Here is an 18,209-nt window from a genome sequence, read left to right as displayed (position 1 = left end):
AAGCTGCCAGGTTTTTATTAAAAGAATAAAAAACCAAAACCACTAAAGCTATAAAATGACACCAAGCACTATACTTCTTCTTATTATCATTTATTTTGGAATATTGTTTTATATCTCACACCGAGTGAGCCGAAAAGATGATGGTAATGATGCCTTTTTTACAGCCAATAAAAACTCAAAGTGGTATTTAGTTGCTTTTGGGATGATAGGAACGGCACTTTCCGGAGTTACTTTTATATCTGTGCCGGGAGAAGTAGGCGCACCTAGTGGTGAACAATTCAAATATTTTCAGTTTGTTCTGGGCAATGCCCTTGGATTTATAGTCATTACAAAATTATTACTGCCCTTGTATTACCGTATGAATTTAACTTCGATTTACGGATACATAGAACAGCGAATGGGTTTTTACAGCTACAAAACTGCCGCTACTATTTTCCTGATCAGCAGAACAATAAGCTCAGCGTTCCGACTTTATCTGGTGGTAATTGTTTTGCAGCGTTTTGTATTTGATTTTTATCATATTCCGTTTGCATTTACCGTATTAATCTCCTTGCTTCTTATTTTTTCTTATACGTACAGGGGCGGATTAAAAACCATTATTATCACAGATACTTTACAGACTTTTTTCCTGGTAACTTCTGTTTTCCTTACGATCTATTTTATTTGCGACCGCATGGATTTAAGTGCGATTGGCGCTTTTGAAGAAGTAAAAAACAGCAACTACTCGAAAATCTTTTTCTTTGATGATTTTCTGGGAAGCAAATTTCATTTTGTAAAACAAATATTGGGCGGAATGTTTGTAACAATTGCCATGACTGGACTGGATCAGGATTTAATGCAAAAAAACCTTAGCTGCAAAAACATTGGCGAAGCACAAAAAAATATGTTCACCTTTACGGGTATTTTTGTGATCATTAATATCTTTTTTTTGAGTGTTGGCGCACTTTTATACATTTATGCTAATAAAAATGGAATTGCAATTCCAACTGATTTAATTACAGGTAAACCAAGAACTGATTTACTTTTTCCTGAAATTGCTCTGAATCATCTGGCGACAATTCCGGCAATTGTATTTTTATTAGGGATTATTGCGGCAACTTTTGCTACAACTGACTCTGCACTTACAGCACTTACTACTTCTTTTTGTGTTGATTTCTTAGGCATGGACAAAGCGGAAAATAATAAGAAAAATACCGTTCGTACACGACATTTGGTTCATATAAGTTTCTCAGTATTGATTTTCTTTGTCATCCTGATTTTCAATTCGATCAATGACAGTTCTGTGGTAGGTATGATTTTTAGGGTTGCATCTTATACATATGGCCCGTTATTAGGTTTATATGCTTTTGGACTTTTTCAGAAATCAAGAAATGTACATGATAAATGGGTTCCCATAATTTGCTTATTATCCCCTTTGTTTACATTTTTAATCAATGAAAATTCAAAATTATTATTCTCCGGATATGTCTTCGATAATGAATTGATCGTACTTAACGGATTAATAACTTATTTAGGATTGTACCTGACGAGTTCACGCAGCAGTAAAAAAATATCTTTTTAAACATTTAAAAAAGTATATTTAATTCACTAAAAAAAAGAGGCAAATTAAAATCAATTTCCTCCAAAAAATCACCGTATGAAAAATCACTTCATAAAAATAAGTCTATACGCCTCACTCCTGTTTTTGATTACCAATTGTGCTACCAAAAAAAACACCACTGTTCCTGATGTTAAAAAAGACATCCTTCTACAAGATACTGTTGTTTACGTTCCTAAAAATAAATCAGAGAAAAAAACATTTTTCAAAGATTCTGATAAAGAAACCACCTGGGTTGACAGCATTTACAGTAAAATGTCTGTGCAGGAAAAAATTGGTCAGTTGTTCATGATCTCGGCCTATTCTAATAAAGATTCCCTGCATACAATTGAAATCAATAAGTTTGTTCAGGATTATAAAGTGGGCGGAGTAATTTTTTTTCAGGGTGGTCCGGTTCGTCAGGCAAGATTAACCAACCTGTATCAGTCGAAAGCAAAAGTCCCTCTATTTATAGGAATTGACGGTGAATGGGGATTGGGTATGCGTTTAGATTCGACTTATATTTATCCGTGGAATATGACTTTAGGTGCTATCCAGGATTTAAGTTTAATTGAAAATGTGGGAAGAAACATGGCCAATGAAGACAAACGAATCGGAATTCATTTCAACTTTGCCCCCGTTCTTGACATCAATACCAATCCTAAAAATCCTATTATTGGCAACCGTTCATTTGGCGAAGACAAAGTCAATGTCAGCAACAGAGCCATTGCCTTAATGAAAGGCGTGCAAAGTCAGGGGGTTTTTAGTACCGGAAAACATTTTCCCGGACATGGTGATACAGCAACAGATTCGCATAAAGCATTGCCTTTGATTACTTTTTCGAAAGAACGTCTTGAAATGGTCGAATTGTATCCGTACAAACAAATCTTCGATGAAGGTTTGGTATCTGTTATGGTTGCCCATCTTAATATTCCAAGCTTAGAACCCTTGCCCAATTATCCTTCTTCGGCTTCGTATAATGTTGTAACCAACCTGCTTCAAAAAGAATTAGGCTTTGAAGGGTTAATCTTTACAGATGGTCTTGCCATGAAAGGCGCCAGTAATTTTAAAGGTCCCGGAGATTTAGAAATCGCTGTAATTCTTGCCGGAAATGATATTTTGCTTTGTTCTGAAAATATCCCCGTAGCTTTCCAGAAACTGGAAGCTGCTTATAATGAAAACATCATTACTGAGGAACGTCTGGCACATTCCGTAAAAAAGATATTGCATTTTAAATTCAAAGCGGGATTAAACAAGTACAAACCCATTGCCATCAGCAATATTTATAATGACCTCAACCCACCGCAAAATGATGCTTTGCACTATAAGTTATATGAAAATGCAATTACTGTTCTAAAAAATGAAAAGGAAATACTGCCTGTCAAAAACTTAGACCAGAAAATTGCCTATGTAAAAATGGGAGAAGATGTAAACAGCACGTTTGTCACCACTCTAAAAAAATATACTGAAGTTACCGAAGTTTCAAACGCCAATATCGAAAGCCTTAATGACGAATTAAAAAAATACGATTTAGTCATCATAGGTTTCCACAAACTAAACAAACCGTGGGAAAAGCAAAATTTTACAGACGCTGAATTGATTCGTTTACAAGAAATTGCAAAACACAATAAAGTAATTCTCGATATTTTCACAAAGCCTTATTCCCTATTGCCAATTACAGATTTTGATGATATCGAAGGATTGGTAGTTTCGTACCAAAACTCGAATATCAGTCAGGTTGTTTCTGCCGAATTATTATTTGGAGCCATCCCGGCAAAAGGAAAATTACCGGTATCTATTAATAATTCCTTTCACGTAAATGATGGGTTATCAACAGAAAAATTAAACCGTCTTGCTTTTACTGCACCTGAAAATGTGGATATGAACCCAATGATTTTATCTAAAATTGATGCTATTGCCCAGAAAGCAATCGATGGCAAAATGGCTCCGGGAATGCAGGTACTTGTTGCCCGAAAAGGAAGCGTTATTTTCCAGAAATCCTATGGCAGCCAAACCTATGATAATACAAGGAAGGTGACTAACTCAGATTTATATGATGTTGCTTCGATTTCGAAAATGATTTCGACATTGCCTAACGTGATGCAATTATATGATAAAAACAAGGTAGAGCTGGACACAAAACTAAAAGACATGGTACCGCTTTTTGCTAAAACAAATAAAGCCGAAATCAGTTTCAAGGATTTACTCACCCATTATGCCGGACTTCAGGCTTGGATTCCGTTTTACAAAGCAACTCTTGACCATGAAGGAAAACCTTCTATAAAATATTACCGCAGCACAGCCGAATCTGACTTTTCTACTAAAGTTGCAGATGGTCTATATATTAGAAATGACTATCACGATACCATTATGAAAATCATTGCTGATAGTCCGTTATCCCTTAAAAAAGAATACAGATATAGTGATTTTACTTTTATCATCTTAAAAGAATATTTAGAAAAAAAGACGCATAAAAAATTAGAAGACCTGAGCCAGCAAAACTTTTACAGTACACTTGGGATGAATAATACGCTTTACAATCCGTTAGACAAATTTGAGAGAAGCAACATTGCTCCTACAGAAATCGACAACTATTTCAGACATCAGGTAATTCAGGGATATGTTCACGATATGGCAGCAGCAATGGAAGGCGGAGTTGCCGGTCACGCAGGGATTTTCTCTAATGCTATGGATGTTGCCAAAATGATGCAAATGTATTTACAAAAAGGAAATTACGGCAATAAACAATATTTCTCTGAACAGACCTTCAATGCTTTCAACACTTGTTATTATGCTGATAAAGGTGTTCAAAGAGGTTTAGGTTTTGATAAACGAACAGGTAAAGACGGCCCAACTTGTGCTTGCGTTTCTCCATCCAGTTTTGGTCACACCGGATTTACAGGAGATATAGCCTGGGTTGATCCTGAAACGGAAATTGTTTATGTCTTTTTATCCAATAGAACCTATCCGGGAAATAGTGATGACAATAAATTGGCAAAAGGAAAAATCCGCGAAGATATTCAGCAAATAATTCAGGATGCCATTATAAAATAAACCATACAAAAAGAAAACAGTTTTCTCTTTTTAAATAATTAACAAAACCAAAAAACAAACCAATGACAAAAGAACGTTTAATCTCGCTGGATGTATTTAGGGGATTCACCATTTTATTGATGACCATTGTCAACAATCCGGGAAGCTGGGCCTCTATTTATCCGCCTTTAGAACACGCAGAATGGCATGGCTGTACGCCTACCGATTTAGTTTTTCCTTTTTTTGTTTTTATAATGGGAACTGCAATCCCTTTTGCGATGCCAACAAAACATTTTGACTCTGGCGTTTTTAATAAAATTGTTGTGCGTTCTTTACGAATTTTCTGCCTGGGATTCTTTTTAGCTTTTTTTGGCCGATTCGAATTATTTGGTTTGGAAGGAATCCCTTTATTGATCGTTAGATTAATAATCACTTTTGCGGTAGCCTATGCTCTTTTAGGAAACTTTACTCTAAAAATTAAAACCTATCTCGTTTTCGCAATCTTCGCAATACTCTTATTTCTGGCCTACAGTAAAATCGAAGCCTATGAAGATGTAAGAATCCCGGGAGTTTTGCAACGAATAGGAATCGTGTATTTCTTTGCGTCTCTTTTATATCTTAAAACAAACCTGAAAACGCAGCTTATCGTTGTAGCTTCTATTTTAGTACTCTACTGGGTTCTGATGGCTTTTGTTCCTGTTCCGGGATTTGTTCCTGCTAATTTTGAAAAAGGAACTAATCTCGCTGCCTGGTTAGACAATGTACTTTTAAACGGACATTTATGGGGCGTTTCTAAAACCTGGGATCCCGAAGGAATTCTAAGCACTTTGCCGGCTATAGGAACCGGAATTCTGGGAATGTTTATTGGGCAAATACTAAACTTGCACATTAATAAGATCGAAATCGTAAAGAAATTAGCCATTACAGGAATTGCCTTAGTGATTACGGGTTTACTCTGGAACATCATATTCCCTATAAACAAATCGCTCTGGACAAGTTCTTATGTCTTGTACACGGCCGGAATTGCAACAATATGTTTAACAATACTGTATTACATAATAGACATCGCCAACTATAAAAAATGGACGAAACTGTTTTTGATCTGGGGCGTAAATCCTATGATTGTATTTTTCTTTTCGGGAATAATACCAAGGGTTATGAGTTATATTAAGGTTCAAAGCCCGGAAATAGCAACAGAACAAATCAATGTTCAAACCTTGATTTACAAATACGGAATTGCAACGTGTTTTGAAAATCCATTGAATGCATCTGTAGCTTATGCAATATCCTATGCGATATTTTGGTCTTGTATATTATGGGTATTTTATAAAAAGAAAATGATCTTTAAAGTATAGAACAGTAAGATTTTTGTTTTGCCACAACCCGAGCAACAGCGAACAGGCGAAGCAAATCACACAAGAAACTCCATAAAATAATGTCGTCGATCTTCTAGAGCTGCGCGTGTGATTAGAGCGCCACAACCGAACCCAGCGAGGGTGAAATATTTATCCATCAACTAAAAATCTATATATCGCTCCGATGGAGCTCTGATTGTACGCATTCCTATCATGCTACAAATAAATCGCTCCGATGGAGCTTTGATCTTAAGAATTTAAAAAACATATTTCTAATAAAAAATGGAATAATACCTCTTCTAGTATATTACCATTTTGAATATTTTGAGTCCCAGAGGGACGATATATTTATAGAAAATTATAGAGCGACCCAACAGAACCCCAGCGGGGTGATATATATAACCGTCAACTAAAAATCTATATGTCGCTCCGATGGAGCTCTGATTGCATGCATTCCTAACATGCTATAAATATATCGCTCCGATGGAGCTTTTACCTGAAGAATCAAAATAAATTTGATGAAATTATTTTAAAACCAAAAAGGCACTTCATAATGAAACGGCTTTTTGGTTGTTTGATTTCGGCTAAATAATTAACCAATATCACAACGCATAGTCGTAATGAGTTTTTTGAAACCTGCCTTTTCATATGCCTTAACTGCGGCTTCATTATCGTGATATACTTCGAGTCTGACCTCAGTGATTCCTTGCGATAAAACCCATTTTTTGAGATCGTTAAGCAAGAGATTACTAATTCCTTTTCCTCTAAATTCCGGGCTTACAAACATAAAACCCAGATAACCAAATAATTCATGTTTTTCGTATGCTTTCGGAGAGCGTATTTGAGCGTATCCGCAACCAATAATCTGATTATCATTATCCGCAACCAGAACTTCTGTTGCTTTATCTAATATCAGATCCTGTATATCATAGTAAAATATTTGTCCTTCTTTTAGTGTCGAATCAAATGGACGTTCAGCATCAACAAGACTTTGCAAAAATTCGGCTAATTGTGGCAAATCGGTATTTGTGGCGCGCCTGATAATGGTGTTATTCATAGTATATCTATCTTTTTAATATATAGAGCATTTTATTAAAATCAATCCTTTTTTACAGCAGTAACCATCATAAAAATTGGTCTTCTTAACTCGTCTTTCATTTCCGGATATTTTTCAATAATCTCATCTGATGATTTTGGTTCTGACAATTCCCGAATACTAAAATTAGCGTTGATTAAAGTATTTATGATACTTGCCATCGTTCGGTGATACTTGATTACCTGATGGCCTAAGAAATTCGTTTCTCTTATTCCCTCGTCCTGATAATTATCTATTGGCCAATGCAGCCTTTTGCCTTTTTCGTCCTTAAACCAGTCTTGTTCCGGTCTTGAAGTAAAAACAGGATGTTCTATTGAGAAAACAAAACTTCCTCCTTTTTTTAAGCATTGATTAATTTTGCGAAAAACAATATTCAAATCTTCTATGTAATGAAAAGTAAGTGAACTAAATACGATATCAAACTGCTCATTTTCAAACTCAATATCTTCAACTGGCATCTGATGGTATTCAATCGATAAATGTTTTGAGATTTCTTTTGCCTTATCAATCATCTTTTTTGACAAGTCAATTCCAATTACATTTTCGGCTCCCTGTTCCTTTGCATAAATACAATGCCAACCGTAACCACAACCCAGATCCAGAACATTTTTTCCCTGAAGATCTGGTAGCATTTTTTTTAAAACATGCCATTCTCCTGCTGAATTCAATCCGTCGACCGAACGGGGCATTTTGGCGTAATTTTCAAAAAAGTCTATATCGTCGTAAATATTTTGTTTCATTTCCTTATTTCTTATTCTTTAAACATATTCCCTTTGCTGAAGGGGTTTGATTTTTCATACAGCTACTTTACCGTAATAAAAATCCTAATAGTCCAAATATATAAAAAGTCATTTAAATCGATTCTATATTCTTTGCCTAAGTACTGTATTAAAACCTCCCGATTACATTCATCCCAAAACTTACAGATTTTTGTGATAATTTTTTTAATCTATTACCTAAATTTTTCTCGTCAACATTAAAAAAAAACGCATAAAATAATATATAATAATTTTATATATTCGTTAAAAAAAAGCTTTATCGCTGATACAGAGAAGTTAGAAAATAACAACTTCGTTTTTTCTGCAATTGTAATACATAATAATTGATATACTTATAAAAACTAAAAACTATGGAAAATAAAAAAGCACCTGTATTTACCTTTAGTATTCTAGCAATCATTTTAGGGGTAACATTGTACAAGCAATTCGACTTTAAAAATCTAACTTTTGAGAAACCGGCACTAGCAGTCGTCTATATAATTGTGTTTCTATTCTACGTTTTCGTTCTAATAAAGAACTTCACTAAACGATCTGAAAAATAAAAACCATTACTATCTTCTCAAAGTAAACCAAATCGATATTTTGTGTTGTCTTCATAAAACGAACCTCAGCTTAAATATTTTTTTTGCAGATTTAAATATTCTTCATACATTTGCAGACCAAACGGTCGGTTTAACATGAAAGACACAAAACAATATATTCTCGAGACAGCCTTTAATTTGTTTTTACAAAAGACATTTAAAGAAGTTACTATGAAAGAGATTGTAGAAGCAACAGCTTTATCAAAAGGTGCTTTCTATCATTATTTTTCGAGTAAAGAACAGCTATTTCGAGAGATTGTTGAAACGTATTACCTGACACAAATGTTAGATGGATATGAGCAATTTGATCAGAGTTCCTTAAAGGCTTTTTACAACGATTATCTGAACCACGCAGATAAAAAAGAAAATGCACGAAAAGAGGATAGCAATGTGAACAATTTTAGTTTGGTTTTTGAAGCAACAAGACTCTTTCCGGAAACAAAAGCAAAGTTTGCAGAAAACGACAGAATCGAAACAAAAATATGGTCGACAGTAATAGCCAATGCAAAAAAAAGCAAGGAAATTAAGTCTGAAATGAGCGATGAAGATATCGCAAAAATTTTTCTGTTTTCAGTCGATGCAACCAGCCTACGTTTGTTAATGCTTGAAGAAAATAACAATAGAAAAACGGTTAAAAAACAACTTAGTAGCTTTTGGAATAGTTTTTATAACCAAATAAAAATTTGATTTTTTAAGCAACACATCTTCCCTCACGATATTCTATAAATAACAAATCTCATAATTTTTTAACGAAGTAAAATGAAAGTTTGTCCTGAATGAACTCTAATCTTTTTTAAACACAAACAAACCAAACGGTCGGTTTAAAACAACTAGTTACCTGCCAATAATAAAACCTTAAAACAATAATTAAAAATGAAATCAAAAAAATATATCTTTTGGATCATCATATTGATCGTCCTGCTAAATTCTATCGGAATGTCTATTGTACTTCCTCTTTTGCCTTTTATAGTGGGCAAATATCTTCCGTCTCAACAGATTGTTCTGGGCATGAGTATTCTATTATCCGTGTTTGCAGCCTGCACTTTTTTTGCTGCACCCATTTTTGGAGCTTTAAGCGACAGATACGGACGAAAAAACATTCTGGTAATTAGTTTACTGGGGTCTGTAATTGGCTACATTTTATTTGGAATTGGCGGTGCTTTATGGATCCTCTTCCTCGGACGCATTATTGACGGACTTACAGCGGGAAATATAAGTATCTTATTTGCTTATATAGCTGATACTACTGAACCAAAGGAGCGAACCAAATGGTTTGGTTACATAGGCTCTGCTATGGGAATAGGAAAATTGGGTGGTCCGGCTTTAGGAGGATTATTGGGGAGCATTTCTCTTGCATTGCCTTTCTTTGTTACTGCCGCATTGATATTTGTTTCTGGTGTGGCTACCTATTTTTTGCTGCCTGAATCTCTGGCCCCTGAAAAAAGGACAACCCATTTAACCTTAAACAGTTTCAATGTCTTTTCGCATTTTAAAGATATCTTCAAATTAAAAGAAGTCAAATTACTTCTTATTTTGGGAATACTTTTTTATGCTGCACTGGGTATTTTCCAATTTAATTTTACCATTTTCCTGAAAGATATTTATAAATGGGGACCTGCTTTTATTGGGACGCTATTGACGCTGGTTGGTATCTGCGAAATTTTTTCCCGCGCAGTATTATTACCTTGGTTATTGAAACGTTTTAACGAAAGAACTATTGGAATTGCCGGTTTAGTTGGTTTTGGGATTGGTTTAGGTCTAATTCTGCTAAGTATATTTATACCTTCAGTAATCCTAATTGCACTGGCTGTAATCTTTGTCATTACAGGCGAAGGCTTATTTGATCCCACATACAATGCCAGATTATCACAATCAATTGACGAAAGCCAACAAGGTAAATTACAAGGTGTGAACCAAAGCTTACAATCGGCAAATAATGTGATTATGCCACTACTTGCAGCTGCCATTTACTTTTATAGTCCGGCTTCGTTGTACGCAACTGCAACTGGTATTGTAGTTCTGACCGTTATTGTATTCGCCAAATATATACCTAAAAGAAAATCGGCTTGAGCAACCAAATGATATTCTTGTGAATTATTATCTTACTTCAAAAAAGAATCTGCATCAATTAGTTTATTTCCTGTGTCATCATAAACAGCATAATTAAAACCGCTCTGAATACAATAAGAACCATACTCTCCTGCTTTGTTCAGGGCAATAAAACCTACCTGAATATCTTTTAAATCTTTCTTTCTGTTTTGGGTCAGTTTTATAATTCTGGCAACGGCTTCTTCACAGGCCTTTTGAGGCGATTTGCCTTGTCGCATCAATTCTACAACGAGATGACAACCTGAAATACGAATCACTTCTTCGCCATGTCCTGTGGCTGTTGCGGCTCCAATCTCATTATCGACATATAAACCTGCTCCTATAATTGGAGAATCTCCTACGCGACCGTGCATCTTAAAAGCCATTCCGCTTGTAGTACACGCGCCCGAAAGATTTCCGTTGGCATCAAGAGCAATCATACCAATTGTATCGTGATTTTCGATATTGGCAATGGGTTTGTATTTACTGTCTTTCAGCCATTCTTTCCATTCTTTTTCTGATTCTTCTGTTAGCAGATTTTCTTTTTTAAAACCTTGTTCCAATGCAAACTGCAAAGCTCCGTCTCCTACCAACATTACATGAGGCGTTTTTTCCATTACGGCTCTGGCAACCGCTATGGGATGTTTTATGTATTCCAGACAAGCAACTGAACCTATATTAGCATTTTCGTCCATGATACAGGCATCTAACGTTACACGACCATCTCTGTCCGGACGTCCGCCATAACCTACACTTCTTTCTTTGGGATCACCTTCCGGAATTTTAACTCCTGCTTCGACAGCATCAAGTGCGCTTCCGTTCTTTTTTAAAACTTCCCAGGCAGCTTCGTTTGCGGGAATCCCAAATCGCCATGTCGAAAGTACAATGGGTTTCTTTCCTTTCTTTGCAACGAATACCTTTTCTTCTTCATGATCTGAATTAAAAGATTGCAATGCAACAGCGACTGAAGCAATTGCTGCTGTTTTTATAAAATTTCTGCGATTTGAATTTGTCATATCTAATATTTTGTTTGCCACAGATTAAAGGATTCTAAATGATTTTTAATCTATAACAAAATTTATCAACCTATCTCAGTATGATACTATATTCCACATTAAAATCAAGTAAATTTTCAACAATGATTTTGAGCCAATTTTTCTTTTTACTTGTCATATTCGTTTTTTCCATTAAAAATGTTATTTACTAACCTTAGATTAAAACAATTATAAAAAATAATCTGTAAAAATCTTTTTTATCTGTGGCAAAAATATATCTTCAATGTAAATTTATAAAAATCTACGATTTATAAAGCAAACTTGTAGCACCTAATAAAGCTGCGATTTCATTATCTGTAGAAATAGCAACTGTTACATTGCTACCTGCTTCTTTTATTTTTTTGTTGAAAACCGGTAAGAAAAACTCACTGGCATTTGCTATTTTTCCACCAATGATAAAACTATCAGCAGAGAAATTTTCTAACCACGGAAGGACAATTGCAGCCAAATCTTCTCCCATTGCTTCAAAGACTTTTATCGCCATTTCATTTCCCGTTTTAGCAAGATTAAAAAGCTCTAATCCATTATTTATTTTTTTTCCGCTTAAAGCGAAATAACCAGCGATAAGTCCGCGTGCTGAAACATAATCTTCGGCTATTCCTTCTTTGTACGGAAGGTCGTATATTTCTGCGTCTTTTGGTACTGAAATCCCTGTACTAATCGATTCTCCTTTGTCTATAAAGCAAGCTCCAAGTCCTGTGCCTAATGTGATTGCCATGACTTTTTTAGAAAGATTATCAGCGTTTTTAAAAACTTCTCCTTTACCAAAACAAACTGCATCATTTTCGAAAAAAATCGGAAAATCGTTTGAAAGATTTAATTTTTCCTGAAACAAATCGCGAACATTCAATCCATAAAAATGTTCGTATTTCGATTGTCCTTTTATCCAGCAAACACCATTAGTATAATCAAACGGTCCAGGCATGCAAACGGCTAATCCTGTTGTGTTTTCTACTTTAGAATTTTCGATAGAAGTTTGTATGGCTTTTTCCCAAATAGTCATCACTTCTTGCACGGGCAAATTAGAATCGAACGACTCTTTGTGCAGCGAAAAATCAATCACTTTCATGTCTGTTATATCAATAACCGCTGCGGTAATATGTGTGCCACCAATGTCTAATCCAACGGCATATTCTTTATTCATTCTTTTGTATTTTGGAATTTTTTAATCATTAAGAGATTAATTGAATCTGGCTTTTAGGGCTGAATTAATACCTAACAGGTTTTAAAAACCTGTTAGGATAATTAATCTCTTAATGGTAAATTTATTTTTAGATGTTTTTGTCTTTTAAAATCTGAGGATAATGAATGCTGGTGTGCATGATCATTTCTCCAAATAATGTATTTGCCCAAGCGAACCATTTCCTTGTAAACTTTGTTACATCGTCTTTATGGAATGACTCGTGCATAAATCCTGTATCGGCATTTGTTTTGATCAGGGTGCTAATACATGCTTTTATTTCTTTTTCGTCTACACTGGTAATCGCTCTTAAAACAATACTCATTGGCCAGATCGTATCTGTTCCGGTATGTGGTCCTCCAACTCCTTCGCCTGCTTTTCCTTTGTAGAAAAACGGATTATTTTCTGAAAGCACTACTTTTCTCGTATTCAAATATAGTTGATTGTCCGGTTCAATTGCACCTAAATACGGCAATGATAATAATGAAGGTACATTGGCATCATCCATCATGTGGAAACTTCCGTAACCGTTCACCTCAAAAGCAATGATTTTTCCGAATTTCGGATGATCTATAATTCCGTTTTCTTCTAGTCCTTTCTGAACCTGTCCTTGCAATTCTTTTGCTTTAGCGACTAAGTTATCATCTTTTAATGCTGGCAAAGAAAAAATTTCCTGAAGATATCCAAGTACTTCAATGGCAAACATATTACTCGGAATTAAATATCCAAATAAAGTACTGTCATCACTTGGTCTAAAAGTCGAAACGATCAATCCGCATGGTTTTACCGGATATCCGTAACCGCTTAATGGCACACCATCTGTAGCCCAAGCTGTAACTCTCTGAAAATTGTATGGTCCTTTATCCGTCCATCGCTGTTGCTCTTTGAAAGTTTGCAATACCAAAAGCATTGCCTCTTTCCACTTACTGTCGAACAAACTGATATCTCCTGTTTCTTTCCAATATCCGTGCGCCAGTCTTATTGGGTAACACAAACTATCGATTTCCCATTTGCGTTCGTGGATACCAGCCTGCATTTTGGTCATGTCATTTTTCCACTCACTTACCTGATTAAAATCTTTATAAAAAGCATTCGCATAAGGATCAAGCAAAATACATTTGGTTTGGCGGTTGATTACTCCTTTTACCAATTCAGCCAGTTTTTTATCTTCTTTTACAAACGGAATATACGGCCATATCTGTGCTGTACTATCACGAAGCCACATGGCATCGATATCTCCTGTAATGACATATGTATCCGGTTTTCCGTCGATGATTTCAAAATCGACTGTGGTATCTAATGTATTTGGAAAACAGTTTTCGAATAACCACGCCAATTCCGGGTTTGCGATTTGTTTTTTGATTCTTACGATTGCAGCTTCGATTGCTTTACTCGTAAATTTTCTCTCAGCTAAAGGTGGTCTTTTGGTAATAAAATCTTTTAAGGCAAAATTAAAAACATCTGACTGCATTCCGAAAACATCGGTTTGAAGTGCCAATAATCCTGCTGAAAATATCCCTGTGTTTTTTATAAATTTTCTACGTGAATTCATAATATTATTTTGAGGTTGAGTAAGAATATGGAAAGGCACTTGATGAAGTTCCTCTTTGTAAATTAGGCTGACTGTTCATATCAAAATTCAATTCGCCACCTTTTAAGATATCAAAATGATTAATATAATTTTTGGTATGCGTTGCATTGTTCCATTTTAATTCCTGAACATACTTATTAGTTTCCGAATTATTTGGTGCATTTATAACCAATTGTTTTCCGTTTTCTAACTGTACAGTTACTTTTTTAAATAGCGGAGCACCAAGAACATATTCATCTGTTCCGGGACAAACTGGATAGAATCCCATTGCTGAAAAAACATACCAGGCCGAAGTTTGTCCGTTATCCTCATCTCCGCAATATCCATCCGGAGTTGGTTTGTACAAACGGTTCATTACTTCTCTTGACCAATATTGTGTTTTCCAGGGTTCACCTGCATAATTATACAAATAAATCATATGTTGAATAGGCTGATTTCCGTGTGCATATTGTCCCATGTTCATGATTTGCATTTCGCGGATTTCATGAATAACTGCGCCGTAATAACTATCATCAAAAATTGGCGGAGTCGTAAAAACAGCATCTAATTTAGCCGTGAATTTTTTCTGACCTCCCATTAAATCAATCAAACCATTGATGTCATGAAAAACACTCCAGCTGTAATGCCACGCATTTCCTTCGGTAAAAGCATCTCCCCATTTAAACGGATTAAAGTTTTTTGGAAAACTTCCGTCTTTATTTCTACCGCTCATCAGGCCAATTTCAGGATTATAAAGATTCTTATAATTCATCATTCGTTTTTCGAATAAGCTGATTTCTTTTTTCGGGCGGTTTAAGGCTTTCGCCAATTTCCAGATCGTAAAATCATCGTAGGCATATTCTAATGTTCTTGCAGCATTTTCGTTGATTTTTACATCATAAGGAACATATCCTAAAGTGTTATAATACTCTACTCCTTTTCTGCCCACAGCATCTAATGGTCCTTCGTTATTGGCTCCGTGCAGCAAGGCTTCATATAATTTGTTGATATCGTATCCTCGCAATCCTTTTATATAAGCATCCGCAACTACAGATGCCGAATTGTTCCCTACCATTACATCTCTAAATCCGGGACTTGACCATTCCGGCAAGAAACCGCCTTCTTTATAATCGTTGATTAATCCTTCCTGCATTTCTTTATTGATAGAAGGGTAAACTAAATTTAGTAAAGGATATAAAGCGCGGAACGTATCCCAAAAACCAGTTCCTGCAAACATATAACCCGGCAATACTTTCCCATTATATGGGCTATAGTGTACCGTTTTTCCGTTGGCATCTATTTCATATTGTTTCTGAGGAAAACAAACAGTACGGTATAAGCTGGAATAAAATGTTTTTAACTGTTCATCGCTGCCACCTTCGGCAGTTAATTTTCCTAAAACTTTATTCCATTCTTTTTTAGATTCAGCTACAGTTTCATTAAAGGAAGCTTTTCCTAATTCATTGGCTAAATTCAGTTCTGCTTGTTCTGCACTAATAAAAGAAGAAGAAACTTTTACGTTTACTATTTCTCCTCTTTTAGTTTTAAAACCTACAACTGCACCAACATGATTGTCTGTTAACTCTAGTTTGTCTTTTTCTAAAACTTTATCATGCCATGTATAATTGGTTGCAAATGGCTTATCGAATTGCAATACAAAATAGTTTCTGAAATTCTGAGGAACTCCACCACTATTGCGGGTTGTATAACCAATAATTTTATTTTCTGACGGAATAATTTTGATATAGGAACCTTTATCAAAAGCATCAATTACGATTGAAGATTGTTCGTTTTCCGGGAATGTAATCTGAAAATGTGCTGCTCTTTCTGTAGCTGTAATTTCAGTCGTCACATCATAATCAGCAAGATATACGCTGTAATAATATGGTTTTGAAACCTCAGCTTTATGGCTGAACCAACTTCCTCTTTCGTCTTCGGCAAAACTTAGTTTACCAGTAACAGGCATGATCGAAAACTGTCCGTAATCGTTCATCCAGGGCGAAGGCTGGTGTGTTTGTTTGAATCCTCTAATCTTTTCAGCAGTATAAACATACGCCCATCCGTCGCCCATCTTTCCGGTTTGAGGCGTCCAGAAATTCATTCCCCAAGGTCGGCAAATTGCTGGATACGTATTTCCGTTAGAAAGACTATGCAACGATTGTGTCCCCATTAAAGGATTTACATATTCTACAGGATCTATCGTTTTTACTTGTGCATTTGCAAAAACGCAACAATTTAGTAGCCCTAAAAAAATTAAACTCTTTATTTTCATATTCTTATTTATTATCCTGACAGGTTTTGAAAACCTGTTAGGTATTATGTATTTATTCTAAAATCTGAATCTCGATAAGCTTTGTCAAAGTTCGAAACCAAGAGTGTAAGGAACTTTATTTTATGCATTGAATGTCTCTATTTTAGCAGGATCCCCACCACAATGTATTACTATTTGTTGAATGATTTCATTTTGTAATTGATTACAAAATGAAATTTTGGGGATCTTATATCCTTTTAATTCATTTAGTTTTATATAACTCAAGAGCAAGATTGATGCAATTAAAATAATATATATCATTACCTGAATTCCATTCCACTGTCTTGAAAAATAGTGCTTAAAATTCATTTCTTGCTTTATAAATCTAAAGAAACGCTCAATGTCCCAACGCTTTTTATAAATTTCTGCTATTTGATCTGCCGTAAATTCTTCTTCTGGCAAATTGCTTAAAAACAAGATCTTCTCTCCATCAGATTTTAATATCCCTTCCACTAATCTAAAAACTATTTTAGTCTTTTTTTGATTCGAGTAAAGATAAACCCTGCTATGTTTTGTTAATTTAAGAATATCATTTTCAAAATCCAATGGAGTGACCTTACTGCCTTTCTCTACTTCATATTTAGATGATTTATAAATTCGGGTTACAAAATATTTATCATCAGTAGAGAGATCAACCATTGTTTTTCTATTCTTCATTCCACGATCAAAAACGGCAATATCTTTTTTGTTGGCTATGTGCTCTTCTAGAATATTGCCCAAAGCCAAATCTTCACTAATCATTTTTTGATCCTTGTGAAACTTTACATTAAAGGGCAATTCATTAAAACCAATTGTAAATTTTATACTATTTTTGCCCTGTTCTCCTTTTTTGTTTTTCTGCCCATTTCGCATCCCGAAACTTAACAAAGAAGCAGATAAGCTTGTAATTGTGGAATCATACAAACTTAATTTGATCTTATCTTTATCATTGAGTTTATCCTGAAAAACAGTAACGGTGTGCTGATAAAGTTTTTCGAAATACTCAACGTTTATTTTTCCTATTCTCTCTGCAATACTGCTGTGACTTACACTTTTATCTTTGGGAATTTGAGCATATTTACAAAAAAAATGATTCTCATAAAAATTCTCAAATACTCTAGAGCTGGCTCTATTTTCATTTAAGACTCCAAAAACACAAAGTTTAAATAATTCCTTGCCTTTTAGTTTTTTAGCATTCCAGTCAACCATAGTTTGCTGAGCAAAAAAATCAAGTTGATCTTCTGAAATATAATTTAATATTTCTTTTACTTCTGTTCTGATTTGCATTTTCTGATAGATTTATAAATACAGAAAATAAAAATAATAGTTTTTTACAAAAGTTCCTTACACTCTTGGTTCGAAACTTTGACAAAGCTGGCGTAAACCTGAAATCTTAAATTATACCTAACAGGTTTTGAAAACCTATTAGGAAACTGAAAACTAATTTTAAACTTTGACAAAACTGGCGTAAACCTCAAATCTTAAATTATACCTAACAGGTTTTGAAAACCTGTTAGGAAACTGAAAACTAATTTTAAACTTTGACAAAACTGGCGTAAACCTGAAAACTTAAACTGTATCTAACAGGTTTTGAAAACCTGTTAGG

At 34.8% G+C, this 18,209-nt stretch carries 12 protein-coding genes; 5 read left to right on the top strand and 7 right to left on the bottom strand.

Going from position 1 to position 18,209, the window contains the following annotated elements; all coding sequences use genetic code 11:
* Positions 1 to 55: 55 nt before the first annotated feature.
* From QLQ94_RS09775 to QLQ94_RS09765, 3 genes are all read left to right on the top strand, one after another.
* On the top strand, positions 56 to 1,561 hold the full coding sequence (locus QLQ94_RS09775; protein ID WP_271334981.1) for a sodium:solute symporter: 1,506 nt from the start codon (positions 56 to 58) through the stop codon (positions 1,559 to 1,561).
* A gap of 75 nt (positions 1,562 to 1,636) precedes the next feature.
* On the top strand, positions 1,637 to 4,630 hold the full coding sequence (locus QLQ94_RS09770; protein ID WP_271334982.1) for a serine hydrolase domain-containing protein: 2,994 nt from the start codon (positions 1,637 to 1,639) through the stop codon (positions 4,628 to 4,630).
* Between the two features lie 62 nt (positions 4,631 to 4,692).
* The gene (locus QLQ94_RS09765; RefSeq protein ID WP_482499603.1) at positions 4,693 to 5,964 is read left to right on the top strand and encodes an acyltransferase family protein; all 1,272 of its coding nucleotides are present in this window, start codon (positions 4,693 to 4,695) and stop codon (positions 5,962 to 5,964) included.
* 592 nt (positions 5,965 to 6,556) lie between these two features.
* Here the strand turns inward: QLQ94_RS09765 and QLQ94_RS09760 are convergent.
* Together QLQ94_RS09760 and QLQ94_RS09755 are read right to left on the bottom strand one after the other, a co-directional pair.
* Positions 6,557 to 7,021, bottom strand: a complete 465-nt coding sequence (locus tag QLQ94_RS09760) for a GNAT family N-acetyltransferase (protein ID WP_482499601.1) — start codon at positions 7,019 to 7,021, stop codon at positions 6,557 to 6,559.
* Between the two features lie 41 nt (positions 7,022 to 7,062).
* A complete protein-coding gene (locus QLQ94_RS09755) occupies positions 7,063 to 7,800 on the bottom strand; it encodes a class I SAM-dependent methyltransferase (protein ID WP_271334985.1) in 738 nt (245 codons plus the stop codon).
* 716 nt (positions 7,801 to 8,516) lie between these two features.
* Here QLQ94_RS09755 and QLQ94_RS09750 point away from each other — a divergent pair.
* Together QLQ94_RS09750 and QLQ94_RS09745 are read left to right on the top strand one after the other, a co-directional pair.
* Complete coding sequence (locus tag QLQ94_RS09750; protein ID WP_271334986.1) at positions 8,517 to 9,107, top strand: TetR/AcrR family transcriptional regulator; 591 nt, start codon at positions 8,517 to 8,519, stop codon at positions 9,105 to 9,107.
* A 186-nt stretch (positions 9,108 to 9,293) separates the two neighbouring features.
* Entirely contained in the window at positions 9,294 to 10,490 is a 1,197-nt protein-coding gene (locus QLQ94_RS09745; protein ID WP_271334987.1) for an MFS transporter, read from the top strand.
* A 32-nt stretch (positions 10,491 to 10,522) separates the two neighbouring features.
* Here QLQ94_RS09745 and QLQ94_RS09740 read toward each other — a convergent pair whose 3' ends face one another.
* The 5 genes from QLQ94_RS09740 to QLQ94_RS09720 form a co-directional block, all read right to left on the bottom strand.
* A complete protein-coding gene (locus QLQ94_RS09740) occupies positions 10,523 to 11,524 on the bottom strand; it encodes an isoaspartyl peptidase/L-asparaginase family protein (RefSeq protein ID WP_482499599.1) in 1,002 nt (333 codons plus the stop codon).
* 280 nt (positions 11,525 to 11,804) lie between these two features.
* Complete coding sequence (locus QLQ94_RS09735) at positions 11,805 to 12,707, bottom strand: ROK family protein (protein WP_482499598.1); 903 nt, start codon at positions 12,705 to 12,707, stop codon at positions 11,805 to 11,807.
* A gap of 127 nt (positions 12,708 to 12,834) precedes the next feature.
* On the bottom strand, positions 12,835 to 14,295 hold the full coding sequence (locus QLQ94_RS09730) for a glycoside hydrolase family 125 protein (RefSeq protein ID WP_482499597.1): 1,461 nt from the start codon (positions 14,293 to 14,295) through the stop codon (positions 12,835 to 12,837).
* Positions 14,296 to 14,299: 4 nt separating this feature from the next.
* The gene (locus QLQ94_RS09725) at positions 14,300 to 16,585 is read right to left on the bottom strand and encodes a GH92 family glycosyl hydrolase (protein ID WP_482499596.1); all 2,286 of its coding nucleotides are present in this window, start codon (positions 16,583 to 16,585) and stop codon (positions 14,300 to 14,302) included.
* 120 nt (positions 16,586 to 16,705) lie between these two features.
* A complete protein-coding gene (locus QLQ94_RS09720; protein ID WP_482497696.1) occupies positions 16,706 to 17,890 on the bottom strand; it encodes an IS4 family transposase in 1,185 nt (394 codons plus the stop codon).
* Between the last annotated feature and the right edge of the window lie 319 nt (positions 17,891 to 18,209).

This window comes from Flavobacterium sp. B114r (assembly GCF_056824125.1).
Note: the sequence above shows the minus strand (reverse complement) of the source record. Positions and strands in the feature narration are given on the sequence as shown.

Bases quoted from the DNA above. Each gene is read 5' to 3' on its own strand.
- QLQ94_RS09775 (WP_271334981.1), top strand. From the start codon at position 56: ATGACACCAAGCACTATACTTCTTCTTATTATCATTTATTTTGGAATA.
- QLQ94_RS09770 (WP_271334982.1), top strand. From the start codon at position 1,637: ATGAAAAATCACTTCATAAAAATAAGTCTATACGCCTCACTCCTGTTT.
- QLQ94_RS09765 (WP_482499603.1), top strand. From the start codon at position 4,693: ATGACAAAAGAACGTTTAATCTCGCTGGATGTATTTAGGGGATTCACC.
- QLQ94_RS09760 (WP_482499601.1), bottom strand. From the start codon at position 7,021: ATGAATAACACCATTATCAGGCGCGCCACAAATACCGATTTGCCACAA.
- QLQ94_RS09755 (WP_271334985.1), bottom strand. From the start codon at position 7,800: ATGAAACAAAATATTTACGACGATATAGACTTTTTTGAAAATTACGCC.
- QLQ94_RS09750 (WP_271334986.1), top strand. From the start codon at position 8,517: ATGAAAGACACAAAACAATATATTCTCGAGACAGCCTTTAATTTGTTT.
- QLQ94_RS09745 (WP_271334987.1), top strand. From the start codon at position 9,294: ATGAAATCAAAAAAATATATCTTTTGGATCATCATATTGATCGTCCTG.
- QLQ94_RS09740 (WP_482499599.1), bottom strand. From the start codon at position 11,524: ATGACAAATTCAAATCGCAGAAATTTTATAAAAACAGCAGCAATTGCT.
- QLQ94_RS09735 (WP_482499598.1), bottom strand. From the start codon at position 12,707: ATGAATAAAGAATATGCCGTTGGATTAGACATTGGTGGCACACATATT.
- QLQ94_RS09730 (WP_482499597.1), bottom strand. From the start codon at position 14,295: ATGAATTCACGTAGAAAATTTATAAAAAACACAGGGATATTTTCAGCA.
- QLQ94_RS09725 (WP_482499596.1), bottom strand. From the start codon at position 16,585: ATGAAAATAAAGAGTTTAATTTTTTTAGGGCTACTAAATTGTTGCGTT.
- QLQ94_RS09720 (WP_482497696.1), bottom strand. From the start codon at position 17,890: ATGCAAATCAGAACAGAAGTAAAAGAAATATTAAATTATATTTCAGAA.